We start from the raw sequence: 22,548 nt of genomic DNA on the forward strand, positions 1-22,548 counted from the left end.
GATGACCCCGCGCCCGTCGCGCGACGAGTTCGGCCCGGCCGTGTGGTTCTCCCTGTCGGTCGGCCGCAAGCAGAATGCCGAGCCGCGCTGGCTGATCCCGATGCTCTGCCGCAACGGCAACGTCACCAAGCGGGAAATCGGCGCAATCAAGATGCAGCAGGACGAAACCTTCGTCGAGATCGCTGCCGACCACGCCGACGCCTTCATGCAGGCTGTCGGGAAGGACAAGGCGCTGGAGCGCGGCATCCGCGTTACCCGGCTGACCAGCGCGCCGGACCTCAGCCGTCCCGCGCCGGCCAAGCCTTACGTCAAGAAGTCCTACGACGATCGTCCGAAGGAGCCTCGTGGCGACGACTGGGCGAAGGGCAAGCCGAGGAAGAACACCTCCAACGCAGCCGGTCCGGGCGGCCCCAGGGCCGCCGAACCGCGTGGCGACGCCAAGCCCTTCAACAAGGAAGCCAAGCCGTTCCGCAAGGACGCCCAGCCCTTCAAGAAAGACGACAAGCCTTTCAAGAAGAAGGACAAGCCGAAATTGGCCAACAGCAGCAATTTCGAGCGCCGGAAGTAGGCAAGGCACAGCGCTGCCAACCGGAATTGCGAGATTTCAATGAGATCAGGGGCGGCCCGAAGCCGCCCCTTTGTCGTTTCGGAGGGAGGCGTTTCAGAGGGACTCTTCGAACAGCGTCAGCAGGCGCTTGAAGTGGCGCTCGGAACCGTCCTTGTCGTAGATGCTGTGGTCCGGCACCGTCCAGCCATGCGCCATGCCGACATAGTTCTCGACGATATGGTCGACGCCGCCGGTGCGAAATGCTTCGGCGAGCCGAGCCGACTGCTCCGGCGGAAAGCTGTTGTCGACGCCGGCGACGCCGACATAAACGCGCGCCTTGATCCGGTCCGCCAGCCTGTGCGGGCTGTCTTCGGCGTCGCTTGCGAGATTGCCGCCATGGAAGCTGGCGGCTGCCTTGATGCGTTCCGGATAGTAGGCCGCGGCGGTGATCGCCCGGCCGCCGCCCATGCAATAACCCACGGCGCCGATCGCGCCGGTGGCGCCTTCGGAGGTCAACGCTTCGATGAAGGCTTCTCCGTCCTCGGCGGTGAGCGGCTGTGGCGTGGCGCGCATCAGGCCCATCAGCTGCGTCCTGGTTGCTTCTTCGCTGAAGGCCGTCTTCGCATCGAACGGGCCGTAGGCGCCCGAGCGATAGAATAGGTCCGGAACGAGCACGGTATAACCGGCATCGGCGATGCGCTGGCCCATCTGGTAGAGCGCTTCGCGCGGGCCGAAGGCATCCATGTAGAGGATGACGCCCTTGTCGGTTGCAGCACCGTCTGCAGGCTTGATGACGGCGGCTTTGGCCGCGCCGTCCTTCGTCTTGATCTCAATGTCGTGCTTCATGAAAATACCCTCTTGCTCTTCCGATCGGATGCTGGCGAGTTTATGTCGGGGCGCTGCGGCGGCTTTTCAATAATCAACTCCATGACCTCCACCAATGACAGAATTGTGAGGCCGGCCCTGGCGATTGCGGCTGGACCGGCCTTTCGCATTGCCGCATGTTTTCGCCGGGAATGAGCATGAACGCAGTTCTTTGGGATCAGCATGATGCTACGGGCTCTCGCACTCGGTATTTCCAGCCTGCTTCTGTCAGCCTTCGCCGCGCTGGCACAGGATGGCCTGCCCGTCAGCCAGTGCCAGGCGATCGCCCAGAAGCTGCCCGGTGTCACATTTGCGAGCTTCAACCCATCCGGCTTGCAGTTCGCCCAGGCGAAAAAGAATTTGGCGCTGGCCGACAGGGAAGAGGTGAAGATCACCTTTGTCGGCCATTCCACCTATTTCATCGAAACCCCTGAAGGGGTCGGCATCGCCACCGACTATAGCGGCGCCTATCGCCCCTCGCGGCTGCCGGACGTGGCAACGATGAACAAGGCGCATTCCACGCATTTTACGCTGAGCCCCGATCCCGGGATCAAGCATGTGCTGCACGGCTGGAGCGATGTGCCTGGCGAGAGGGTCCAGCATCGCCTGATGGTCGGGGATGTCTATGTCCGCAACGTGGTGTCGGATATCCGCAACTGGGGCGGTGGCATCGAGGAGAACGGTAATTCGATCTTTATCTTCGAGGTTGCGGGTCTCTGCATCGGTCATCTCGGCCACCTGCATTTCGAGCTGAACGAGGCGCAGTATACGGAGATCGGCCGGCTCGACATCCTGATGGTGCCGGTCGACGGCGGCCTGACGATGGGGGCGGACAGCATGAGCCGGGTCGTGCAGCGGCTGCGCTCGTCGCTCATCCTGCCGATGCACCGCTGGGGGCCACCGCTCGACAACTTCATCGCCATGTTCGACGCCAAGTTCGACATCGCCTATGCCAAGGAACCGACGATCCGGGTATCGATGCGCAGCCTGCCGAAAAAGCCGACGATACTGGTGCCGCAGGGGCTGTGATCGCCCCTGCCTTGTTCCGGTTCAATGGAACTGCGGGAAGGCGAGGTGCTGCTTGACGCCGACATCCGGCATCTTCTCGTCCTTCAGGTTGGCCTTGGCGATCTCCCAGCCGAATTTCAACGTGCTGTCGGTGGAAGCCCAGATTTCCGCGTCGTCGACCCGGAAGGCGAGCAGGGTCAGCAGCGGGTCTTCCTTGCCGCGCTCGTACCAGGCCGAGGTCACGGCGCTCCAGTATTCGTCGATCTTGGCCCGGTCGTTACGGATTTCCAGCGTGCCGGAAAGGCAGGCGTGGTAATCGTGGTTCTTGCCGACGACGCAAAAATGGGCGCGGCTGCCGGCGCGGATGGCGCGTACCAGGTCCGTGTCGGCCTTGGTGAAGAACCAGATCGTGCTCGATTTCGGATCGGCATTCGGTGCCATCGGCTGGAAATGCATATGCGAGCCCTCGATCCCGAGCATGCCGGCATGGATGTTGTTGATCTCCTCCCAGAGTTGGCGTTCGGGCGCTTCGCGGGCTTCGGTAAGGCTTGCCATCGATTGTCTCCTTGTTGTTCGTCTCGGTGAACAAACGGCAAGGCTTTGGCTTTGTTCCTGGCCTTATCGGCGGGGCGGCATCAGGAAAAGCCTCGCCTTACCTTGGAATGCCCTTGAACGGCTCCGGCTTCGAAATTATAAGGCGCCATTCCAGAACGAGTTCCAGAACAAGCTAAAGTGTCAGGGGTGCCATGGCTGGCCATTCACAGTTCAAAAACATCATGCACCGCAAGGGCAAGCAGGATTCGATCCGGTCGAAGATGTTTTCCAAGCTTGCGCGTGAAATCACCGTTGCCGCCAAGACGGGTCTGCCTGATCCGACCATGAACGCGGCGCTTCGCCTGGCGATCCAGAACGCCAAGGCGCAGTCGATGCCCAAGGACAATATCGACCGGGCGATCAAGAAGGCTGCCGGTTCCGACGGAGAGAACTACGATTCCGTCCGTTACGAGGGTTACGGCCCGGGCGGCACCGCCGTTATCGTCGAGGCGCTGACCGACAACCGCAACCGCACGGCCTCCAACGTCCGCTCGACCTTCACCAAGGCTGGCGGTGTACTCGGTGAAACCGGCTCGGTTTCCTTCTCCTTCGACCATGTCGGCGAAATCACCTACAAGGCGAGCGTCGGCGATGCGGACAAGGTGATGGAAGCGGCGATCGAGGCTGGTGCCGACGACGTGACCACCGATGAGGACGGTCACACGATCATCTGCGCTTTCGAAAGCCTCGGCGAAGTGTCCAAGGCGCTCGAAGCGACGCTCGGCGAGGCCCAGACCGTCAAGGTGATCTGGCGGCCGCAGAACACGATCGAGGTGGATGAGGAGAAAGCACAGTCGCTGCTGAAGCTCATCGACAACCTGGAAGACGACGACGACGTGCAGAGCGTCTATTCGAACTTCGAGGTTTCCGAAGAAGTCATGGCCAAGCTTTCGGCCTGAATTTAGAGCCGATCTCGATACAAAAACGGCACCCGATCGGGGTGCCGTTTGCATTTCAGGGCTCACGCTCAGAAGATCTGGCGCAGGGCCACGTAGAGTACGAACGCGATAGCGATCGAGGCCGGCAGCGTCAGCACCCAGGCGAGCAACATGTTGCGCACCGTCGACCACTGCAGTCCCGACCCGTTCGCCGCCATGGTGCCCGCCACGCCCGACGAGAGCACATGGGTGGTGGAGACCGGCAGGCCGAGATGGTCGGCAGCACCAATCGTCACCATCGCGACGACTTCCGCCGAAGCACCCTGGCCATAGGTCAGGTGGGTCTTGCCGATCTTCTCGCCGACCGTCACGACGATGCGTTTCCAGCCGACCATGGTGCCGAGGCCAAGCGCCAGCGCGACGGCGACCTTGACCCAGAGCGGGATGAACTTCGTGGCGTTGTCGACGGCCTGATGGTAGGCCTTGACGGCGTCGAGGTCGGTGCCCTGCATCGGCAGCAGCTTGTTCTTGTCGATCAGCTTCAGCGCCTCGCCGATCAGGTAGACGTCGTTGCGGATGTTGCCGACCAGCGAGGTCGGTACCGCCTCGAGGGTCGGGAATTTCGAGATCTGCTCGCTTGAGGCGTGGATGAACCGCTGCAGCGCCAGCGTCGTCGTGTCGTTCCAGGTCTTGTTCTTGACTGCATTGGCGACTTCCGCCCGGGCGTCGGCGACCGTGACCCCCGGCTTGACGTATTTCTGCAGCGCCGTCTCGACATTCGTGGAAGCCTGCTCGTAGGCATGCAGATATTGCGCATCGGGGGTACGGTTGAGCGCAAAGGCTGTCGGCACAAGGCCGATCAGGATAAGCATGATCAGGCCCATGCCCTTTTGGCCGTCGTTGGAGCCGTGCGCGAAGCTGACCCCGGTGCAGGTGAAGATCAGCAGGCTGCGGATCCACAAGGGTGGCGGCTTGTTGCCCTTCGGTTCCTCGTAAAGCGCCTTGTTGCGGACGAGCACCTTCATGACCAGAAGCAGGATCGCCGCAAGCCCGAAGCCGATCAGGGGAGAGATCAGCAGCGACAGGCCGATATTGCTCGCCTGCGACCAGTCGACGCCGCTGGTGGCGGTGCCCTGCGGCGCCAGGAACTGGTTCGCCAGGCCGACGCCGATGATCGAGCCGATCAGCGTATGCGAGCTGGAGGAGGGCAGGCCGAGATACCAGGTTCCGAGGTTCCAGATGATGGCGGCGATGAGGAGCGCGAAGACCATGGCGAGGCCGGAGCCGGAACCGACCTGCAGGATCAGTTCCACCGGCAGCAGCGCCAGGATGCCGAAGGCGACCGCGCCACTTGAGAGCAGCACGCCGAGGAAGTTGAAGAAACCCGACCTGACGACCGCCAGTTCCGCCGGCATGGAGCGGGTGTAGATGACGGTTGCCACGGCATTGGCGGTATCGTGGAAGCCGTTGACGAACTCGAAGCCGAGCGCGATCAAAAGCGCAAGGCCGAGCAGCGCCCAAGGAACCGAGCTGGCTACCGAAAGATCGTTCGCCAACGCGTACCCGACATAACCCAGGCCGCCGATCAGTACGAGGCCGAACAGGGGAATGAACCATTTTCCGAGTGAACTCGGGTTTTCCAGAGGGTGGTAGGACGCAGAAACACTGGGTTTGGAAGCGATGGCGTCTGTCACGTTTCGGTACTCCGCATTTTCCAGGATTAACAAAAGCTAACTCTGGTCGGTGAACCTCTTGTGACGCCCGCTTCCTAGGCGGGGATGGGCTGCTTCTCCATCATCGGCAACGTCGCAAACAATTCGACCGAGCGCAGCCGCGCATCGACATCGTGGATCGGCATCGAGATGATCAACTCGTCGGCGCCGGTTTCTTCCAGGAAATCCCTGAGCTTTGCCTCGACCGTCGCAACGGAACCTACCGCTGCGTAACGCAGCGTGTGCTCGACGTTCATCTTCTCCATCGGCGTCCAGAAACCTTCCATGCTGTCGACGGGCTTCGGGAACCGGGTGCGGACGTTCTTGCGCAGATTGACGAACTGCTGCTGCGACGAGGTGAAGTGGCGCTCAGCTTCGGCATCGGTTTCCGCCGCGACGCCCATGACGCCGACCATCATGTAGGGCTTGTCGAGTTGGAGAGACGGCTTAAAACGGTCGCGATATATCGAGATCGCTTCCATCAGCATGTCGGGCGCAAAATGCGAGGCAAACGCATAGGGCAGGCCGAGGGCGGCGGCGAGATGGGCGCTGTAGACGCTCGAGCCGAGCAGCCAGATCGGCACGTCCGCATCCATGCCCGGGACGGCGAGCAGGCTCTGGTCCTTTTCCGGCGTGCCGAGCAGGCGCTGCAGTTCCAGAATGTCGTGCGGAAAACTTTCGGCGCCGGCATCGAGATTGCGGCGAAGGGCGCTCGCGGTGCGCATATCGGTTCCGGGCGCCCGGCCAAGGCCGAGATCGACGCGGCCGGGCAACAGCGCTTCCAGCGTGCCGAACTGTTCGGCGATGACGAGAGGGGAATGGTTGGGCAGCATGATGCCGCCGGAGCCGACGCGGATGGTCTTGGTCGCCGCACCAACATGGCCGATGACAATCGCGGTTGCGGCGCTGGCAATACCCGGCATGCCGTGATGTTCGGCGAGCCAGACGCGTTTGTAACCCTGCTCCTCGGCCTTGATTGCCAGGCGGCGGGACTGGTCGAGCGCATCGCTCACGGAATAACCTTCACCGACGGGTGAAAGATCGAGAATGGAAAAGGGGATCATCGGCACGTCCTGGAGGCGGTATAACTGACAGAGTGTTCCACTTATCTAGGCAGTCGCGTCCAGAAATACGACCCCGAGGTTGACAGAAAAGCGCCGGTCGAAAGGGGCGTGACGGACGACCCCTCCGACATCAGGATTTGACCAGCCGCAGGTGCGAACCGGGTTTTGCGGGTTTGAGGCTTTCCGGTACAGTCACCCCTCCCGCGTTGAGGATGGTGACGGGCGTGAAACGTCCCGCATGGTGGTCGATCGTACCGATCTCGTGGTTCATGCGGCCGAGCTTCGCCGTCAACGCATCGAGCGCCCCTATCTGGTCTCGGCTCGCCTTGGCAAGCGTCGTCATCGTGGTCCTGACGGCTGCGATCGCTTCGATCTCCTTGCCGGAGCTTGCTGCAAGCGCCGCCACGTGGCGATCAACGGCGTCCGCATAGATCGTCATCGCATCCAGCTCTCCACCGGCCTTCTCGACGGACTTGCCGCCGAGTTCGGCCGCTTCCGCCGACTTGCGTGACAGGCCGGAGATGTCCTTGGCGGCCTCTGCGGCGCGCTCTGCAAGTCCGCGGATTTCCTCGGCCACGGTCTTGAAATCGACCTCGGCCTCCCCCGAATGAGCCGCTTCGACGCCGGCATTGAGAGCGAGCATATTGGCCTGGAAGGCGATCTCCCGGATGTTGGCTGCGGCGGGCTCGATCTTGAGCGATGCCTTGCGGATTGCTTCCATCGCCACCGTTGCCGCTTGCATCATCTCCTTCGGCGGGCGCAGGTCGAGCCGGGCATTGTGGGCGATGTCGGCCGCGTGCTGTGCCTGCAGCTTTCTCGCCTTGAGCGTTTCGGCAAGCGAACCGACATCCGCGGCGGTCTTGGCGATGGCTGCCGTCAGGCGGCCACCGGCTTCAGCGGTTGCCGCCATGTCGGCCCGGGTCTCGGCGCAGTCCGTGTAAAGGTCGTGGGCGCCGCTGCCGATCATTCCGAGCACGTCTTCCAGGATTGTCAGGGCGTGGTTGAAATCGGCGCGCAGGCCCTCGTATCTTTCGGGGAACGGCATATCGATCCGGACCGTAAGATCGCCGACCGCTAGGCGCCGCAGGCCGCCGTCGAGCGCTTCCACCACGGTCTTCAGATCGTGTGCCTCGTCTCCGGCGGCCTCGAGGTCGCGCATGCGGGTTTCAGCCGCAGCCGTCTCCTGCCGCTCGCGCTCTTCTTCGTCTTCGACAAGGCGGGTGAGATGGTCGCGGCAGAGCCGCTCCAGCGCCCGTGAGATGGATCCGATTTCATCTGTGCGGGCCAGATGCTCGCGCGGCACCGCCGTCTTGCCGGCGGCGATCTCCGAGACGGTTCCCGCGATTGTCCGCAACGGATTGATGAGCGCGCCGGCAAGCGAGATGGTGACGAGGGTCAGCGTTATCAGCGACGCGGCGATGCCCAGCATTTCGAAAGGCGTCAGTCCGTCGGCGACATAAAAGAGGAGCCCGGCGAGAATCCCATTCTGCGTCAGCACAAGCCCGATCACCTTGACGGAAAGGGAATGATATTTGCCTATCATGGCTGCCTCCTCACATTGCGTTCAAGCCGCGATTTGCAACGCGCGAGGCGCCGGGGCGTTGCCGACCGGCGACCCGAAAGGGAGCAAACCTTCCCGATATGGTTACCCGTAGGTTAACGGCGCAGCGTTCGCGTTTTCGGTTTGTTCACATTCTCATGGCACTGGTAGGGGCATCAGGATAGGGTATGGGCATGACAGGCACGATTCGCATCATCGGCATCGACCCGGGGCTTCGACGCACCGGCTGGGGTATTATCGAGACGCTCGGCAACAGCCTGAAATTCGTCGCCTCGGGCACCGTGACCTCCGACGGCGACCTGGACCTCGCCTCCCGTCTCTGCCAGTTGCACGACGGGCTGGCGGAAGTGGTGCATGCCTACCAGCCGGACGAGGCGGCCGTGGAGCAGACCTTCGTCAACAAGGATGCGGTCGCAACGCTGAAGCTCGGCCAGGCCAGGGGCGTGGTCATGCTAGTGCCGGCACGGGCCGGGCTGCCGGTCGCCGAATATGCGCCGAACGCGGTCAAGAAATCGGTCATCGGCGTCGGCCACGGCGAAAAGCAGCAGATCCACATGATGTTGAAGATCCTGATGCCGAAGGCCGAGTTCAAGGGCAATGACGCCGCGGATGCGCTGGCAATCGCCATCTGCCACGCCCACAACCGCGGCGGCCAGCGCATGCGCGCCGCACTCGCCGGCTAGTTTGTTCTTGACTTGTTCTGGTTTGGCCGATAAGTAATACCTGAGAGGTATTACCATGCGCGTCACCGAAAAAGGCCAGGTTACGATCCCCAAGGAAATCCGCGACCGATTGAAGATCGGACCGGGATCGGAGGTGGATTTTGTCGTGTCTGATGACGGCGTGAGGCTTGTCAGGCTCGACGACAGCAGGCAGGACTACAAGAGCTTCGAAGAATGGGCGGACAGCGTCAAAGGCACCTGGGATCTCGGCGGCATGACGACCGATGAGTACATCGACTGGCTTCGGGGACCGCGCGATGACCTCGACCGTCGTTGATACGAATGTGCTGATCGATATGCTTGGGCCTGCCACTCCGGCGCGGAACTGGTCGCTCGGTGCATTGAAACGATGCGCGGAAGAGGGCGAACTTATCCTCAACCCGGTCATCTGGTCAGAACTGTCGGCATCGCCGCTGAGTGAGCTCGAGATCACCCTGGCATTCGGCTGGCTCGGTATGAAGCGCGAGACCTTGTCTTATGATGCGGCATTTCAGGCGGGTAAGGCGCATTTTTCTTACCGCAGGTCCGGCGGACTTCGTGAGCGAACGCTGCCGGATTTCCTGATCGGCGCCCATGCCGCGGTCCGCTCCCATCGTCTCCTGACCCGTGACCCAGCCCGTTATCGCGCTTATTTTCCCTCGCTCGACATCATCTCCCCCGAAACCCATCCCTGACGGACATCTTTCATGATCGGCAAGCTCAAAGGCACTATCGACGAGATCGGCGACGACTATGTGCTCGTCGACGTTCATGGCGTCTGTTACGAGGTCTTCTGCTCGTCGCGGGTGCTGTCGAAGATGGGTTCGGTCGGCGAAGCGGTGGTGTTGTTCATCGAGACCTATGTCCGTGAGGATCAGTTCAAGCTTTTCGGCTTCCTGAGCGCGCTGGAGCGGGAATGGTTCAACCTGCTGCAGAGCGTGCAAGGCGTCGGCGCCAAGGTGGCGCTCGCGGTGCTCTCGACCCTGACGCCGTCTGAGCTCGCCAACGCCATTGCCCTTCAGGACAAGACGACGGTTTCGCGTGCGCCCGGCGTCGGGCCGAAGGTCGCGGTGCGCATCGTCACCGAACTCAAGAACAAGGCGCCCGCCTTTGCCGGCGAGGCTTCGGGCAATATCGGCCTCAAGCAGGAGCTTGGCGAGGGCGTGGCCGCAGCGCCGGTCGCCGATGCGGTCTCGGCGCTCACCAATCTCGGTTATTCGCGCGACCAGGCCGCGAATGCGGTTGCGGCGGCGCTCAAGAACGGCGGCGAGGGGGGCGATAGCGCCAGACTTATACGACTGGGGCTGAAGGAACTGGCCCGGTGATTCCTTGCTTTTTTCAAAATCCTTACTAAGATAGAAATGTAAGGAATGGAGGTGCAAATGGGCTACGGTGCAAAACTGACCTCCAAAGGTCAGACGACAATTCCAATCGAAATCAGGAAATATCTCAATCTTAGTCCCGGTGATCAAATGGACTTCATCATTGAAAATGGTGAAGTCAAATTAAGGGCCAAGACGCGGAGCGTCATGGAGTTTGCGGGTATTCTCGGTCATGCTCCCAATGGCGTCCACTTGACTGTCGAAGAAATGAGCGACGCCGCGGCGCAAGCGGCGGCAGATGATGATCGGAGGATCATGCGTGATTGGCATCGATACGAACGTACTCCTCCGGTTTCTGATGACGGACGACCCGAAACAGTACGAAAGCGCAGTTGAGTTCTTTCGTTCAAGATCGGCAGAAAATCCGGCTTATATCTCGCTCTTCGTTTTCACCGAAGCATGTTGGGTCATGCGGAAAAGTTACGGCTATAAGAACCAAGAGATTGCGTCCGTGTTTCGAGGACTATTGGAAAGCCGAGAGCTCGTCTTTGAGGATTCGGATTTCATAGAGACCATGTTTTTGGCCGATGGCTTCGGCAAGTTCGACGTCGCAGACTATTTGATCGCTGAGCTCGCAAAAAGAATTGGCTGTTCAAAAACGGTGACTTTCGACAAAACTGCTGCACGATATGTACCCGGAATGGAACTTCTCGCATGAGTGAACCCGCCCGCCTGATAACGCCGGAAAAGCGGGGCGAAGACCTGGATATGACGCTGCGCCCGCAGTCGCTGGACGAGTTCACCGGCCAGGCGGAGGCGCGCGCCAACCTGAAGGTGTTTATCGAGGCGGCGAAGAACCGCGGCGAGGCGCTGGACCACGTGCTGTTTGTCGGTCCGCCAGGCCTTGGCAAGACGACGCTGGCGCAGATCATGGCCAAGGAACTCGGCGTCAATTTCCGCTCGACATCCGGCCCGGTCATCGCCAAGGCTGGCGATCTTGCGGCCTTGCTCACCAATCTCGAAGAGCGGGACGTGCTCTTTATCGACGAAATTCACCGGCTTAACCCGGCAGTCGAGGAAATCCTCTATCCGGCGATGGAGGACTTTCAGCTCGACCTGATCATCGGTGAAGGTCCGTCGGCGCGATCGGTGAAGATCGACCTTTCCAAGTTCACACTGGTTGCCGCCACCACCCGAGCCGGTCTGCTCACCACGCCGCTGCGCGACCGGTTCGGCATTCCCATCCGGTTGTCCTTCTATACGGTTGATGAACTGGAATTGATCGTCCGGCGCGGTGCGCGGCTGATGAGCCTTTCGATGACCGATGCAGGCGCCCGCGAGATCGCCCGGCGCGCCCGTGGCACGCCACGCATCGCCGGGCGGCTCTTGCGCCGGGTGCGCGATTTCGCCGAAGTGGCGAGGGCCGAGGCGGTGACGAAGGAGATCGCCGACGAGGCCCTGACCCGTCTTCTGGTCGATAACATGGGCCTCGATCAGCTCGACAAACGCTACCTCAACATGATCGCCGTCAATTTCGGTGGTGGGCCGGTCGGCATCGAGACCATCGCCGCCGGCCTGTCGGAACCGCGCGATGCGATCGAAGACATCATCGAACCCTACATGATCCAGCAGGGTTTCATCCAGCGCACACCGCGGGGCCGCGTTTTGACCGCAAATGCGTGGAAACATCTCGGACTTCAGCCGCCCAAGGATCTCGAGGCGGCGCAGTTCCGCATGTTCACCGAGGATGATTGATTGATTTCCCGCCGCGGGTTCCTGACGTCTCTTACGGGCGGTGTTGCGGCGTTTCTGGCGCTGGCCGGCTATGCGGTGGCCGAGCCGCTGGTACGGCTGAGGGTCGCCCGAAATGTGCTGACGCCGCCCGGCTGGACGCCGGGACTGAAGCTCCGGATCGTTGCGCTTGCGGATTTCCATGCCTGCAAGCCCTGGATGCCCGTCGAGAGGATCGCCTCGATCTGCGAAGCCGCCAATGCGCTTGAACCGGACGTCATTCTGCTGCTCGGCGATTATGTTTCCGGCATGCGCTTCATCACCGATCATGTGCCGCCGGATGCCTGGGCCGGCGCGCTTTCGAGCCTGAAGGCGCCGCTTGGGACCCATGCCATCCTCGGCAATCACGACTGGTGGCAGGACAGCGAGGTTCAGGCGAGCGGCGAGGGCGTCCCGTTCGGGCGCAGGGCGCTGGAGGCGGCGGGCATTCCCGTCTACAGCAATCGGGCGGCTAGATTCGAGAAGGACGGCAGGCCTTTCTGGCTGGCCGGCATCGAAGACCAGATCGCCCTTCTTTCGGACGAGAAAACCCGCCATTGGACGCGCGGCAAGGATGACCTTCCGGCCACGCTGGCACAGATAACAGATGATGCCCCGGTCATCCTGATGGCGCATGAGCCGGACATCTTTCCAACCGTGCCGGATCGCATATCGCTCACCCTCTCCGGTCACATGCATGGCGGGCAGGTGCGGCTGTTCGGCTGGGCCCCGATCGTTCCTTCCCGCTATGGCAGTCGTTATCTCTACGGGCATGTGCAGGAAAGCGGCCGCAATATCATCATATCGGGCGGGCTCGGCTGTTCCGGCCTGCCCGTCCGCTTCGGCGCGCCGCCCGAAATCAACGTGATCGATCTGGGATAATCACATGGCAGGCCGAACTCGCATCCGCATCAAGACGAAGAGCAAGCGCATCTTTCAGATGCGGATCGCCGGGCTCGGGTTCCGGGACGGTCATGTGCTGGTGCACCGCGCCGTGGACGAGGCATTCTGGACGTTTCCGGGTGGGCGGGCCGAGATCGGCGAGACCTCGGAAGAGACGCTGAGACGCGAGATGGTCGAGGAGATCGGCGTCGAGGTAACGGTCGGGCGGTTGCTCTGGTCGGTCGAGAATTTCTTCCACTATGAAGACCGCGACTGGCACGAGCTCGGTTATTATTACCTGATGGATATCCCGGAGACGTTTCCGTTTCATCCGACGGACATCGTCCATCGGATCAAGGACGAACACGATCTGGAATTCAAATGGGTACCGGCGACAACCGAGGCTCTCCGGGCACTCGACATCCCGCCGTATTTCATCGCCGAGGAGATCGAGAGCCTGCCGGTCACCCCGCGCCATCTCGTCTGGCGCGACGGCGATCTGGATCTGAAATCCTAGTTCGGCCTTTTGGGCATTCCAGCGGGTTTGAAAGGCCGCGGCCGTGGATCTCGGCTGTCGTGCCAACTGACGCCTGAGCCGCCCTGGCGTGCCGGCTGGAACATCTGCGCATTGCTTTCCGTTTCTCCTGCGAAAGGAGAACGTCATGCGGAAGATCGAGATCGGAAATGAGGTCGAATGGGCCTGGGGGCGAGCGGAGGCCAAGGGCAAGACGATCAAGCGTAAGGCGGGGGCCGATGAGCCCGCGTTCCCAATCCGCGTTCTTCAGAGTCAGTCCGAACTGAGGAAGACCCATGGATAGCGAAATCCCGGATCACATCCCGCCCACCGAAGTGGCGCAGGCTGCTGAAAAAGGCTTGAAGCTACGCTCCCAGTACCGCCGCGGCGGCACGATGGTGGGCGTGGCCAGAGCCCGCGATCTCAAGAATCGCAAATCGATTTCGGAAAAGACGGTGCGGCGGATGGTGAGCTATTTCTCCCGCCACAAGGCGGACAAGCGTGCCGAGAACTTCGGCGACGACGAAAATCCTTCCACCGGTTACATAGCCTGGCTGCTCTGGGGCGGCGATGCGGGCCAGAAATGGGCCGAGGAACACAAGAAGGCGATCGAAAAGGCAAAGAACGAAGCAAAGATGCGGCGCTTCACGCAGTCGCATTGAGAGCAGCGGCAAGACCTGCGATCGTCTGTCGCAGGAGCGGTGCGCCGCCCGGCTGCCAGCCGAGTGCCCTCAGTTTGTCCGTCGACATGACGTTGACGATGCCGCGATCTGCCGGGGGCGGCAGGTTGTGATGAGATACCGGCAGATGGCTGAGGATTTCAGGCGTATCGGTCAGAACATCCGATGCGTTAAAGGCGTGGCCGGCGACCTTACCGGTTTCTGTTTCCAGCATGAGGCGAACGGCGGCGGCGACATCGCTGCCGTGGATCTCCGTTCCCGCACGCGACGGAACTGGCCGGCCTGCCAGGTAATCCGCAAAGAGCGCGTCCCATTTGTTGGGGCGCAGATTGCCGTAGACGCCGGTGAGCCGGAGAGACGAGGTGGCAAAACCGGGGGCCGAAAGTTCTGCCAGTGCTCCCTCGGTCCAGAGTTTGATCTCGCCATAGAGGCTGCCGGGCTTCAAAGCGAGATCTTCGTCAAGCACCGTTCCTGCCGGTTGTCCGTCATAGACGGCCCTGCTCGAGAGGAAGACAGCCCGGCGGGTGCCGGCCTTCCTGGCGGTCTCGAACAGCTTGACCGTGCCATCGAGGTTCAGCCGCTGGAAGCGATCGGGATCATCGCCTTCGCCGCCGCGGTATTTTCCGGGCAGATGGTCGAAGGCGGCATGGACGAAGAAATAGGCCTCGTCGAAAGCTTCGATCTGGTCGAGGGCGGGATCGAGCGAAAGGGGCACGAACTCGACGGGTTTGGAAAAGAAGCCAGGTGCCGGCGGATTGCGCCCTCCGACAATGACCGGATAGCCGGCATCGATGAGGCCTTCGACGATGTAGCGGCCGACCAGGCCCGTTCCGCCCGATATCAGCACCTTCATGGCGTTTCTCCCGGTTTCGGCAGCGAGGAGAGGGCGGGGATCTCGCGATCCTCGTAAAACGCCTGCCAGAGGTCGATCAGCGGCCGAAGCCGGTCGGCTTTCGGATGATCCTTCTCCCACGGCTTCTCATACTGGTAATGCAGCACGCCGATGCTCTCCCAGTTCCAGAGGTCGGGCATGTTGAACCAGACGTATTGCAGCATGTTCATGAAGACCGGCAGGCCGTGCCAGTCGGGAAAGAAGGTCTCCAGAAACGTCTGATCGGTGCGCCGCCAGAAGGCGTCCGGCTGGTCGAGCGCCGCAAGCATCCTGTCGAACGTCTCCGCCGACGGTTTGGCGACGAAGACGCCGGAGTTCAGGCGGTGGAAATCGGATAGGTTTTCGTAAACGTTTGGGGCGGCGGAAAATTCCGGATAGGAGAACAGCTTGTCGAGAGGCTTCAGCACCAGCGCGTCGGCATCGATAAAGACGCAGGTTTCGTATTCGGTGAGCTGCCAGAGCCGAAGCTTGCAGAAATTATCGAGCGGCGTGTGGAAATCCGGCTTGCGGCCCTTGGTGAAGGGGGCGGCGCCATGCAGGTTTTTTCGCGCATGCCGTTCGTTGAAGGCTTCGGAGAGGGGCAGATGTTCGACCTCGACCAGCCGGCAGCCGAGGGCTTCGAGCGGGGTGAGGGCGGGGCGCTCGACGCCGCCGGTGTGGAGGACGACGATATCGGCCTCAGTGCCGGTGCGGCGGATGGAGCGAGCCAGCGCGGTTGCGCCCATGGCGTAGTCGGCATTGGTGACCAGGGTGACAAAGGCGTTGGTCATGAGGGCGTCCCGCTCACGACACCGACTTCAACCTCACACCCTCCGGATCATGTTCCACCTTCGCAGCAATGTCTCTCGTCCAGGCGGAAACGGCGGGAACCCGTGATCTATCAACGCGGTAGGCGTATTTCTTCGCGACGTCGACGATCTCGCCCAGCAGTCCTTCGCCGAGCGTGGTCGGTTCGAGACCGAGGCCGAGGAATTTTTCGTTCTTCACCACCAGTTCGTTTTCCGGCGCTTCCTTGCGCGGGTTCGGCAGCCAGGCGATCCTCGAACCGGTCATTTTCGAGATCATCTCGGCAAGATCGCGCACCCGATGGGTCTCGGTCATCTGGTTGAAGATCTCGACGCGACTGCTCCGTGCCGGCGGATTGGTCAGTGCGATCTCGATGCAGCGGACCGAATCCTGGATGTGGATGAAGGCGCGGGTCTGGCCGCCGGTGCCGTGGACGGTGAGCGGGTAACCGATCGCCGCCTGGATGAGAAAACGATTCAAGACCGTCCCGTAATCCCCGTCATAGTCGAATCTATTGATCAATTGCGTGTGCCGGCGGGTCTGTTCGGTGTGGGTGCCCCAGACGATGCCCTGGTGCAGGTCGGTAATCCGCAATCCGTCGTTCTTCGCGTAGAACTGGAAGAGTTGCTGATCGAGGCATTTGGTCATGTGGTAGATCGAGCCGGGATTGCTCGGATAAAGGATCTCCTGGGAAACGGTGCGGCCGTCGGCCGTTTCGATGCCGACCGGCAGGTAACCTTCCGGAATGGCGGCGCCGACCGTCGAATAGCCGTAGACGCCCATCGTGCCGAGATGCACGAGATGCGCGTCGAGATCGAGTTCGACCAGCGCATTCAAAAGGTTATGGGTGGCGTTTACATTGTTGCTGACGGTGTAGTTCTTGTGCCGGTCGCTCTTCATCGAATAGGGCGCGGCCCGCTGTTCGGCGAAGTGGATGATGGCGTCCGGGCGGTTTTTTGAAAGCCAGCCCTTCAGGAGTTCGTAGTCCTTGGCGAGGTCGATCAGATGGAAATGAATGCGGCGTCCGGTCTCGGCATGCCAGATTCGGGCGCGTTCCTGGATGCTGTCCATCGGCGTCAGCGACTGGACGCCAAGCTCCGTATCGATCCAGCGGCGGGAGAGGTTGTCGAGGATGTGGATCTCGTGGCCGGCGTCGGACAGGTGAAGCGATGTCGGCCAGCCGACGAAGCCGTCGCCGCCCAGGACTGCAATCTTCATGAGTTACTCTCCGCTGGTTTTCGACTTATTTCCTGATAGGGAGGATATGTGACAGCACGTCAAAACTGGGGCGGCTTTGCGCGCTTATCCAGTGGAGTAGCGGAAATTTCCAAGGCAAGGCCATGAAGGAATACAATTTTTTGTTATCGGGCGAGTTGATGGAAGGTGGCCATCGGCTGGCCCAGCGCGTTTATTATGAAGACACGGATTTTTCCGGCCTCGTTTATCACGCCCGTTATCTGCACTTCCTGGAGCGCGGCCGCACCGACTATCTGCGCTGCCTCGGCTGTGAACAGAGCGCGCTGCTTTCTGCCGACGAAGAGGGGCTGGTCTTCGTCGTCCACCGGATGGAGATCGACTTCAAGCAGCCGGCCCGCATGGACGACATCCTGATCATCCAGACGGTGACGGAAAAGGCGGGCGGCGCCAAGATGGTGCTCAACCAGGAGATCCGCCGCGGCGAAACGCTGCTGATCGCCGCGAAGGTGGTGATCGCGGTCATCAACAGGCACGGGCGCCCGCGCCGGCTGCCGGAGAGCGTGGCTGAAAAGTTTCTCGGGCGCCCGGCCGAGCAGGTCAGTCCGGTTTAGACGGGTTCTACGGGCCGCCGCAGGCATGCTGCGAATCGGCCATTGCCCAACTCTGTCCGGTGCGTGCGTTGGTGACGAAATATTCCCGGCCCCGGTCGTCGCCCGCCGGGCAGCGTTTGGGAGTGGAAATCAGGCACATGGTCACCTTGTCGCCGGGCTTGGAGGCGATCAGCGCCTCCTCGCGGGCATAGGAAACCTGGTAGCCTTTGTTGGCATATTCGATGCCGGTTCCGGAGTTGTAATCCTCGTCCTTGACGGGATCCTGGCCGACCCGCGGATGGACGGCAGTCACGTTGGTGACGGCGCATTGGCCGATCTTCTGCGGCAGGGTCGGCGAGGGTTTGGCCCGTCCTGCCGCGATTATATTGGCGGTAACGTCCGCGGGAATGCTGTTGTCGCCGCCGAGTTTCCCAAGGATCGCTATATAGGTGCTGAGAACGCAGGATCGGTCGGAGCCGCAGGCTGAGCGGTCGCTGGTGAAGTCACGCAGCGTCTTGCGGGTCTCCGCCTTGTTGTCCTTTTCGGCCTTTTCCTGGACCCTGGGAAGCACCGTGTCCAATGCCGAAAGGAGCGGGTCGTTACAGACTATCCGTTCATCGGGCGAGGGGACACCCTTGCAATCGAACGAGCCGGCGTGCGCCGACGTGGCGATCAACATCGTCAAGGCTATCGTCACCGCACGCCACATGGTCACTCCCCAAAAATCCGCTTCCACAGGTGTGCTACTCCCTGAATGAGAAAAAACTAAGTTGCAAGTCACCGGTTTTCCTTGTTCCAACTTGAAGTGATCTGCGAACTGGCAATTGCAAGGCCGCTCTAAACCATTCGTTAACGATAATGGTGTCTTACTGAGCATTGAGGAATTTGTGCAACGCACGCCTTCCTTTGACCAAAATTGAAAGCGAGAAGCCAAGCTTGGAGCTCAGGGTATCTTGGGGTTAGGGCTAAGCGCATCCAGCGATCAAAGACATACTCGCCTGAGCGCGCTTTTGAACCGCCCGGTCCCTAAAGCCGGGCGTTTGGATTCGGGGATAGTAGATGGAACACGTAGGTTTGGCGGCGGCGGCGAGCGAAGTGAGCCTCTGGTCGCTGTTCATGCAGGCCGGTCTGGTCGTCAAGCTGGTGATGATCGGCCTTATCGGCGCATCGGTCTGGACCTGGGCGATCGTGATCGACAAATATATCAGCTTCGGTAAAGCCAAGCGCCAGTTCGACCAGTTCGAACAGGTTTTTTGGTCCGGCCAGTCGCTGGAAGAGCTTTACCGCACGCTGTCGGAGCGGACGAATACCGGTCTTGCCGCGATTTTCGTCGCCGCCATGCGCGAATGGAAGAAGAGCTTCGAGCGTGGTGCGCGGTCGCCGATCGGCCTGCAGATGCGTATCGACCGGGCGATGGACGTCACCATGTCGCGCGAGGCGGAAACCTATGAGGCGCGCCTCGGCTCGCTCGCGACGATCGGCTCGGCCGGCCCGTTCATCGGCCTCTTCGGCACGGTCATCGGCATCATGACGTCGTTCCAGGCGATCGCCGGTTCGAAGTCCACCAATCTCGCGGTCGTCGCGCCAGGCATCGCCGAAGCGCTGCTCGCCACCGCGATCGGCCTTGTTGCCGCTATTCCGGCGGTCATCGCCTACAACAAGTTCACCGCCGATGCCGGCAAGCTCTCGGGCCGCATGGAAGGTTTCGCGGACGAATTCTCCGCCATCCTGTCGCGCCAGATCGACGAGAAGCTGCAGCCGCGCCAGGCGGCGCAGTAAAAGCCTTTCGGGCTCTCAAGGAGTAACGTCTCATGGGCATGTCGGCCGGAGGAGCAAGGGCATCGGGTGGCGGTCGTCGCAGGCGCGGCGGACGTCGCGGCGGTGCGATCAGCGAAATCAACGTGACGCCGCTCGTCGACGTCATGCTCGTTCTGCTCATCATCTTCATGGTGGCGGCACCGATGATGACCGTCGGCGTGCCGATCGACCTGCCGGAAACGCAGGCGAAGGCGATGAACGCCGATACCCAGCCGATCACCGTCTCGGTCAATCCGAAAGGCGAAATCTTCCTCCAGGAAACTCCGATCGGCCTCGACGAGATCGTGCCGAAGCTGCAGGCGATCGCAACGACCGGCTATAACGAGCGCATCTACGTGCGCGGCGATACGACCGCTGCCTACGGCGTCGTCATGAAGGTCATGGCCCGCATCTCTTCTGCCGGGTACAAGAATATCGGCCTCGTGACCCTGCAGGAACAGGAGAAGTGATCGCGGCGCCATGAAGGTCAGTCTCGGCACATCGCTGGTCCTCCACTCGCTGGTCCTCGGCTTGGCGCTCGTTTCGCTGAGCGCGCCCGCGTCTTTCGACGTGGCCGACGTGGAAGCGCTTCCCGTCGACATCGTCCCGGTCGAATCGATCACCCAGACCCAGCAGGGTGACAAGAAGGCGCCCCCCAGCCAGAAGCCTTCTCCGAAGGAAACCAAGAACCAGAAGATTGTCGACAACGCCCAGAACGCTGGCGAGAACAATGTCGACCTGAAGACGCCGCCGACGCCGACCACCAAGCCGCAGCCGACCGAAACCACGGCGGCTCCGAAGCCGGTGGAACGGCCGACGCCGACCCCGACGCCTGAACAGAACCAGGTCAAGGATATCGTCAAGGAAGAGACGGCGCCGAAGCCGACCGAGATGGCTGCCCTGCCGCAGCCCAAGCCGGAGATCACGCCGCCGAAGCCGGAACCTACCCCGCCGAAGCCTGAGCCGACGCCACCAAAGCCGGAGGCTGCCAAGCCGACGCCCGCGCCTTTGCAGAGCGAGAACACGTCCGAGACAGGCGAGTTGCCGCAATCGGTTCCGGCGCCGGCTTCGAGGCCGCAGCCGCCGAAGCCCGAACCGCCGAAGGAGCAGGCCAAGCCCGTCGAGAAGCCGGCTGAAAAGCCGGCCGAGACGAAGCCGGTTACGGCCAAGGCAGCTGAGACGGCGAAGACTGACAACAAGGCGACCGCATCCGTCAAGCCTTCCGACAAGAAGGAAGGCAAGCAGCAGGAAACCGCCAAGTCGTCGTCTTCGATGGCGAGCGATTTCAACGCCGATCAGATCGCAGCCCTGCTCAACAAGCAGGAGGCATCCGGTGGCGGCGCCAAGCGTTCGACGCAGGTGGCCTCCCGTGGTGATACCAAGACCATCGGCACCGGCCTCAGCTCCAGCGAGATCGACAACGTCAAGGGACAGATCCAGGGCAACTGGGCGCTGGTCGGTGGCCTGACCGGCGTCTCGGAAGTCCGTGTGAAGATCCGGGTGCAGCTCGATCAGTCCGGCAATATCGTCGGCGAGCCGGAAGTGACCGCCACCGGTGGTCCGGAAGGAACCCGGCGTGCGGTCGAGGGCAGCACGCGCCGCGCCTTGATGAAATCCGCTCCGCTCAAGAATTTGCCCGCCGCAAAGTATGAGGGCGAAAAAGGTTGGAATGTTTTGGTGCTGAACTTCGATCCGTCGGAGTTTGCATTGTGAGCCGGCAGGTATGGAACCGACAGAAGCAGATGAAACGGAACCTGCCCCGAAACTCTCGTATTAAGCTGAAAGGCTTGTTTCAATGATCAAGAGTTCTTTTTTTCGCGCCGTGATGGTGGCCGCGGGGATGTTGACGGCATTGATGGCCGCGACCCCGGCCAACGCTGTCGTCGAGATCAACATCAACAAGGGCAATATTCAGCCGCTGCCGATCGCGGTGACGGATTTCCTGTCGAACAACGAACTCGGCGCCCAGATTTCCCAGGTGATCGCCGCGGACCTGCAGCGCTCCGGGCTTTTCGCGCCGATCAACAAAAGCGCCTTCATCGAAAAGATCGCCGATCCCAATAAGGCACCGCGCTTCGAGGACTGGAAGGTCATCAATGCCCAGGCGCTGGTGACGGGTCGTATCACCCGCGAAGGCGACGGCCGCCTGCGCGCCGAGTTCCGCCTGTGGGATACGTTTGCCGGCAGCCAGATGACCGGTCAGCAGTTCTTCACCCAGCCGGAAAACTGGCGCCGCGTCGCGCATATCATTGCCGATGCGATCTACAAGCAGATCACCGGCGAAAACGGCTATTTTGACACCCGCGTCGTGTTCGTCTCCGAAAGTGGGCCAAAGACCGCCCGCCAGCGCCAGCTGGCGATCATGGATCAGGACGGCTTCAACGTCCGCATGCTGACCAACACCAAGGATATCGTGCTGACGCCGCGCTTCTCGCCGAGCCGGCAGGAAGTCACCTACATGTCGTTCGAGGGCAACCAGCCGCGGGTCTACCTGCTGCAGCTGGAGACCGGGCAGCGCGAAGTGGTCGGCAATTTCCCGGGCATGACGTTCTCGCCGCGGTTCTCTCCGGATGGCCAGAAGGTGATCATGAGCCTGCAGCAGGAAGGCAATTCCAACATCTATACGATGGACCTGCGCTCGCGCACCACGACGCGGCTCACCTCCACGGCGGCGATCGACACCTCGCCTTCCTATGCACCGGATGGTGGGCGCATCGCCTTCGAAAGCGACCGCGGCGGACGTCCGCAGATCTACGTGATGAATGCCGACGGTTCCGGCCAGACCCGCATCTCCTTCGGCGACGGTTCCTATTCGACGCCGGTCTGGTCGCCGCGCGGCGATCTGATCGCCTTCACCAAGCAGTCGGGCGGCAAGTTCTCGATCGGCGTGATGAAGCCGGACGGATCCGGCGAGCGCATCCTGACGAGCGGCTTCCACAACGAAGGTCCGACCTGGGCGCCGAACGGCCGCGTGCTGATGTTCTTCCGCCAGAATGCCGGCGCCGGCGGTCCGCAGCTCTATTCCATCGACCTGACCGGCTATAACGAGCTGCAGGTCAAGACGCCTTCCTACGGTTCGGATCCGGCCTGGTCGCCGCTGCTCGAATAGGGCGCCTTGATGAAAGAGGCGGGATTCCGCCTCTTTCCCGCCCCAATCTGCTGAAAATGAACGAAAAGGGACACCGGGAA

The 22,548-nt window shown here is 61.6% G+C and carries 28 protein-coding genes; 19 read left to right on the forward strand and 9 right to left on the reverse strand.

The window, feature by feature from the left end:
* The coding region (locus MOV63_RS05145) for a DbpA RNA binding domain-containing protein (RefSeq protein ID WP_247032148.1) at window positions 1–568 on the forward strand (568 nt) is incomplete at its 5' end.
* 93 nt (window positions 569–661) lie between these two features.
* On the opposite strand, the gene MOV63_RS05150 is transcribed toward MOV63_RS05145, so the two are convergent.
* Window positions 662–1,393 (reverse strand): dienelactone hydrolase family protein, encoded by a 732-nt coding sequence (locus tag MOV63_RS05150; protein WP_247032150.1) that lies wholly within the window; start codon window positions 1,391–1,393, stop codon window positions 662–664.
* 201 nt (window positions 1,394–1,594) lie between these two features.
* Between MOV63_RS05150 and MOV63_RS05155 the strand changes: the two genes are divergently transcribed.
* Window positions 1,595–2,440: an MBL fold metallo-hydrolase gene (locus MOV63_RS05155; RefSeq protein WP_247032152.1), complete on the forward strand. Its 846-nt coding sequence runs from the start codon at window positions 1,595–1,597 to the stop codon at window positions 2,438–2,440.
* Window positions 2,441–2,461: 21 nt separating this feature from the next.
* On the opposite strand, the gene MOV63_RS05160 is transcribed toward MOV63_RS05155, so the two are convergent.
* The gene (locus MOV63_RS05160; RefSeq protein WP_247032154.1) at window positions 2,462–2,974 is read right to left on the reverse strand and encodes a pyridoxamine 5'-phosphate oxidase family protein; all 513 of its coding nucleotides are present in this window, start codon (window positions 2,972–2,974) and stop codon (window positions 2,462–2,464) included.
* A gap of 191 nt (window positions 2,975–3,165) precedes the next feature.
* Here MOV63_RS05160 and MOV63_RS05165 point away from each other — a divergent pair, with 191 nt between their 5' ends.
* Complete coding sequence (locus MOV63_RS05165) at window positions 3,166–3,912, forward strand: YebC/PmpR family DNA-binding transcriptional regulator (protein ID WP_038544911.1); 747 nt, start codon at window positions 3,166–3,168, stop codon at window positions 3,910–3,912.
* Between the two features lie 68 nt (window positions 3,913–3,980).
* On the opposite strand, the gene MOV63_RS05170 is transcribed toward MOV63_RS05165, so the two are convergent.
* The 3 genes from MOV63_RS05170 to MOV63_RS05180 all read right to left on the reverse strand — a co-directional run bounded on the left by MOV63_RS05170 (window position 3,981) and on the right by MOV63_RS05180 (window position 8,210).
* On the reverse strand, window positions 3,981–5,573 hold the full coding sequence (locus MOV63_RS05170) for an inorganic phosphate transporter (protein WP_405029301.1): 1,593 nt from the start codon (window positions 5,571–5,573) through the stop codon (window positions 3,981–3,983).
* 86 nt (window positions 5,574–5,659) lie between these two features.
* Window positions 5,660–6,667, reverse strand: coding sequence for an LLM class flavin-dependent oxidoreductase (locus MOV63_RS05175; RefSeq protein ID WP_247032158.1), 1,008 nt, complete (start codon window positions 6,665–6,667; stop codon window positions 5,660–5,662).
* A 130-nt stretch (window positions 6,668–6,797) separates the two neighbouring features.
* Complete coding sequence (locus MOV63_RS05180; RefSeq protein WP_247032160.1) at window positions 6,798–8,210, reverse strand: methyl-accepting chemotaxis protein; 1,413 nt, start codon at window positions 8,208–8,210, stop codon at window positions 6,798–6,800.
* Window positions 8,211–8,401: 191 nt separating this feature from the next.
* Between MOV63_RS05180 and ruvC the strand changes: the two genes are divergently transcribed.
* From ruvC to MOV63_RS05235, 11 genes are all read left to right on the forward strand, one after another.
* Window positions 8,402–8,911: a crossover junction endodeoxyribonuclease RuvC gene (gene ruvC / locus MOV63_RS05185; protein ID WP_038593890.1), complete on the forward strand. Its 510-nt coding sequence runs from the start codon at window positions 8,402–8,404 to the stop codon at window positions 8,909–8,911.
* Between the two features lie 55 nt (window positions 8,912–8,966).
* Window positions 8,967–9,227, forward strand: coding sequence for an AbrB/MazE/SpoVT family DNA-binding domain-containing protein (locus tag MOV63_RS05190; RefSeq protein WP_247032162.1), 261 nt, complete (start codon window positions 8,967–8,969; stop codon window positions 9,225–9,227).
* Window positions 9,208–9,624 carry a type II toxin-antitoxin system VapC family toxin gene (locus tag MOV63_RS05195; protein WP_247032164.1) on the forward strand — a complete coding sequence of 139 codons (417 nt, stop codon included), beginning with the start codon at window positions 9,208–9,210 and terminating at the stop codon, window positions 9,622–9,624. Before MOV63_RS05190 ends, MOV63_RS05195 begins: the two co-directional genes overlap by 20 nt.
* Window positions 9,625–9,636: 12 nt before the next feature.
* A complete protein-coding gene (ruvA, locus tag MOV63_RS05200; RefSeq protein WP_038544898.1) occupies window positions 9,637–10,254 on the forward strand; it encodes a Holliday junction branch migration protein RuvA in 618 nt (205 codons plus the stop codon).
* A gap of 57 nt (window positions 10,255–10,311) precedes the next feature.
* Window positions 10,312–10,647 carry an AbrB/MazE/SpoVT family DNA-binding domain-containing protein gene (locus MOV63_RS05205; RefSeq protein ID WP_247032166.1) on the forward strand — a complete coding sequence of 112 codons (336 nt, stop codon included), beginning with the start codon at window positions 10,312–10,314 and terminating at the stop codon, window positions 10,645–10,647.
* Complete coding sequence (locus MOV63_RS05210) at window positions 10,610–10,969, forward strand: PIN domain-containing protein (protein ID WP_157885162.1); 360 nt, start codon at window positions 10,610–10,612, stop codon at window positions 10,967–10,969. Before MOV63_RS05205 ends, MOV63_RS05210 begins: the two co-directional genes overlap by 38 nt.
* Window positions 10,966–12,006 carry a Holliday junction branch migration DNA helicase RuvB gene (ruvB, locus tag MOV63_RS05215; protein WP_247032168.1) on the forward strand — a complete coding sequence of 347 codons (1,041 nt, stop codon included), beginning with the start codon at window positions 10,966–10,968 and terminating at the stop codon, window positions 12,004–12,006. The genes MOV63_RS05210 and ruvB overlap by 4 nt, the downstream gene beginning before the upstream one ends.
* Complete coding sequence (locus tag MOV63_RS05220; protein WP_247032170.1) at window positions 12,007–12,903, forward strand: metallophosphoesterase; 897 nt, start codon at window positions 12,007–12,009, stop codon at window positions 12,901–12,903.
* A gap of 4 nt (window positions 12,904–12,907) precedes the next feature.
* Window positions 12,908–13,420 carry an NUDIX hydrolase gene (locus MOV63_RS05225; protein ID WP_247032172.1) on the forward strand — a complete coding sequence of 171 codons (513 nt, stop codon included), beginning with the start codon at window positions 12,908–12,910 and terminating at the stop codon, window positions 13,418–13,420.
* Window positions 13,421–13,565: 145 nt separating this feature from the next.
* Window positions 13,566–13,721 (forward strand): hypothetical protein, encoded by a 156-nt coding sequence (locus MOV63_RS05230; protein ID WP_247032174.1) that lies wholly within the window; start codon window positions 13,566–13,568, stop codon window positions 13,719–13,721.
* On the forward strand, window positions 13,714–14,079 hold the full coding sequence (locus MOV63_RS05235) for a hypothetical protein (protein WP_247032176.1): 366 nt from the start codon (window positions 13,714–13,716) through the stop codon (window positions 14,077–14,079). The genes MOV63_RS05230 and MOV63_RS05235 overlap by 8 nt, the downstream gene beginning before the upstream one ends.
* Here the strand turns inward: MOV63_RS05235 and MOV63_RS05240 are convergent.
* Genes MOV63_RS05240 through MOV63_RS05250 form a run of 3 tightly spaced genes read right to left on the reverse strand, consistent with a single transcriptional unit; the run spans window position 14,063 to window position 16,993 of the window.
* A complete protein-coding gene (locus MOV63_RS05240; protein WP_247032178.1) occupies window positions 14,063–14,950 on the reverse strand; it encodes an NAD(P)-dependent oxidoreductase in 888 nt (295 codons plus the stop codon). The genes MOV63_RS05235 and MOV63_RS05240 overlap by 17 nt on opposite strands.
* Window positions 14,947–15,759 carry a glycosyltransferase gene (locus MOV63_RS05245; protein WP_247032180.1) on the reverse strand — a complete coding sequence of 271 codons (813 nt, stop codon included), beginning with the start codon at window positions 15,757–15,759 and terminating at the stop codon, window positions 14,947–14,949. Before MOV63_RS05245 ends, MOV63_RS05240 begins: the two co-directional genes overlap by 4 nt.
* Window positions 15,760–15,772: 13 nt before the next feature.
* A complete protein-coding gene (locus MOV63_RS05250; protein WP_247032182.1) occupies window positions 15,773–16,993 on the reverse strand; it encodes an NAD-dependent epimerase/dehydratase family protein in 1,221 nt (406 codons plus the stop codon).
* 122 nt (window positions 16,994–17,115) lie between these two features.
* Here MOV63_RS05250 and ybgC point away from each other — a divergent pair, with 122 nt between their 5' ends.
* On the forward strand, window positions 17,116–17,583 hold the full coding sequence (ybgC, locus tag MOV63_RS05255; RefSeq protein ID WP_038544874.1) for a tol-pal system-associated acyl-CoA thioesterase: 468 nt from the start codon (window positions 17,116–17,118) through the stop codon (window positions 17,581–17,583).
* A 7-nt stretch (window positions 17,584–17,590) separates the two neighbouring features.
* Here the strand turns inward: ybgC and MOV63_RS05260 are convergent, their stop codons facing one another.
* A complete protein-coding gene (locus tag MOV63_RS05260) occupies window positions 17,591–18,298 on the reverse strand; it encodes a lysozyme inhibitor LprI family protein (RefSeq protein ID WP_247032184.1) in 708 nt (235 codons plus the stop codon).
* Between the two features lie 323 nt (window positions 18,299–18,621).
* Here MOV63_RS05260 and tolQ point away from each other — a divergent pair, with 323 nt between their 5' ends.
* From tolQ to tolB, 4 genes are all read left to right on the forward strand, one after another.
* A complete protein-coding gene (gene tolQ, locus MOV63_RS05265) occupies window positions 18,622–19,341 on the forward strand; it encodes a protein TolQ (protein WP_038544871.1) in 720 nt (239 codons plus the stop codon).
* Window positions 19,342–19,373: 32 nt separating this feature from the next.
* A complete protein-coding gene (gene tolR / locus MOV63_RS05270) occupies window positions 19,374–19,829 on the forward strand; it encodes a protein TolR (protein ID WP_038544868.1) in 456 nt (151 codons plus the stop codon).
* Between the two features lie 10 nt (window positions 19,830–19,839).
* Window positions 19,840–21,072 (forward strand): hypothetical protein, encoded by a 1,233-nt coding sequence (locus MOV63_RS05275; RefSeq protein ID WP_247032186.1) that lies wholly within the window; start codon window positions 19,840–19,842, stop codon window positions 21,070–21,072.
* Between the two features lie 82 nt (window positions 21,073–21,154).
* Entirely contained in the window at window positions 21,155–22,468 is a 1,314-nt protein-coding gene (tolB, locus tag MOV63_RS05280) for a Tol-Pal system beta propeller repeat protein TolB (protein ID WP_038589291.1), read from the forward strand.
* The last annotated feature ends 80 nt before the right edge of the window (window positions 22,469–22,548 follow it).

Origin of the sequence: Neorhizobium sp. SHOUNA12A, from assembly GCF_023006505.1 — a bacterium.
GTDB lineage: Bacteria > Pseudomonadota > Alphaproteobacteria > Rhizobiales > Rhizobiaceae > Neorhizobium.

Bases quoted from the DNA above. Each gene is read 5' to 3' on its own strand.
- MOV63_RS05150 (WP_247032150.1), bottom strand. From the start codon at position 1,393: ATGAAGCACGACATTGAGATCAAGACGAAGGACGGCGCGGCCAAAGCC.
- MOV63_RS05155 (WP_247032152.1), top strand. From the start codon at position 1,595: ATGATGCTACGGGCTCTCGCACTCGGTATTTCCAGCCTGCTTCTGTCA.
- MOV63_RS05160 (WP_247032154.1), bottom strand. From the start codon at position 2,974: ATGGCAAGCCTTACCGAAGCCCGCGAAGCGCCCGAACGCCAACTCTGG.
- MOV63_RS05165 (WP_038544911.1), top strand. From the start codon at position 3,166: ATGGCTGGCCATTCACAGTTCAAAAACATCATGCACCGCAAGGGCAAG.
- MOV63_RS05175 (WP_247032158.1), bottom strand. From the start codon at position 6,667: ATGATCCCCTTTTCCATTCTCGATCTTTCACCCGTCGGTGAAGGTTAT.
- MOV63_RS05180 (WP_247032160.1), bottom strand. From the start codon at position 8,210: ATGATAGGCAAATATCATTCCCTTTCCGTCAAGGTGATCGGGCTTGTG.
- ruvC (WP_038593890.1), top strand. From the start codon at position 8,402: ATGACAGGCACGATTCGCATCATCGGCATCGACCCGGGGCTTCGACGC.
- MOV63_RS05190 (WP_247032162.1), top strand. From the start codon at position 8,967: ATGCGCGTCACCGAAAAAGGCCAGGTTACGATCCCCAAGGAAATCCGC.
- MOV63_RS05195 (WP_247032164.1), top strand. From the start codon at position 9,208: ATGACCTCGACCGTCGTTGATACGAATGTGCTGATCGATATGCTTGGG.
- ruvA (WP_038544898.1), top strand. From the start codon at position 9,637: ATGATCGGCAAGCTCAAAGGCACTATCGACGAGATCGGCGACGACTAT.
- MOV63_RS05205 (WP_247032166.1), top strand. From the start codon at position 10,312: ATGGGCTACGGTGCAAAACTGACCTCCAAAGGTCAGACGACAATTCCA.
- MOV63_RS05210 (WP_157885162.1), top strand. From the start codon at position 10,610: ATGACGGACGACCCGAAACAGTACGAAAGCGCAGTTGAGTTCTTTCGT.
- ruvB (WP_247032168.1), top strand. From the start codon at position 10,966: ATGAGTGAACCCGCCCGCCTGATAACGCCGGAAAAGCGGGGCGAAGAC.
- MOV63_RS05225 (WP_247032172.1), top strand. From the start codon at position 12,908: ATGGCAGGCCGAACTCGCATCCGCATCAAGACGAAGAGCAAGCGCATC.
- MOV63_RS05230 (WP_247032174.1), top strand. From the start codon at position 13,566: ATGCGGAAGATCGAGATCGGAAATGAGGTCGAATGGGCCTGGGGGCGA.
- MOV63_RS05235 (WP_247032176.1), top strand. From the start codon at position 13,714: ATGGATAGCGAAATCCCGGATCACATCCCGCCCACCGAAGTGGCGCAG.
- MOV63_RS05240 (WP_247032178.1), bottom strand. From the start codon at position 14,950: ATGAAGGTGCTGATATCGGGCGGAACGGGCCTGGTCGGCCGCTACATC.
- MOV63_RS05245 (WP_247032180.1), bottom strand. From the start codon at position 15,759: ATGACCAACGCCTTTGTCACCCTGGTCACCAATGCCGACTACGCCATG.
- MOV63_RS05250 (WP_247032182.1), bottom strand. From the start codon at position 16,993: ATGAAGATTGCAGTCCTGGGCGGCGACGGCTTCGTCGGCTGGCCGACA.
- ybgC (WP_038544874.1), top strand. From the start codon at position 17,116: ATGAAGGAATACAATTTTTTGTTATCGGGCGAGTTGATGGAAGGTGGC.
- tolQ (WP_038544871.1), top strand. From the start codon at position 18,622: ATGGAACACGTAGGTTTGGCGGCGGCGGCGAGCGAAGTGAGCCTCTGG.
- tolR (WP_038544868.1), top strand. From the start codon at position 19,374: ATGGGCATGTCGGCCGGAGGAGCAAGGGCATCGGGTGGCGGTCGTCGC.
- MOV63_RS05275 (WP_247032186.1), top strand. From the start codon at position 19,840: ATGAAGGTCAGTCTCGGCACATCGCTGGTCCTCCACTCGCTGGTCCTC.
- tolB (WP_038589291.1), top strand. From the start codon at position 21,155: ATGATCAAGAGTTCTTTTTTTCGCGCCGTGATGGTGGCCGCGGGGATG.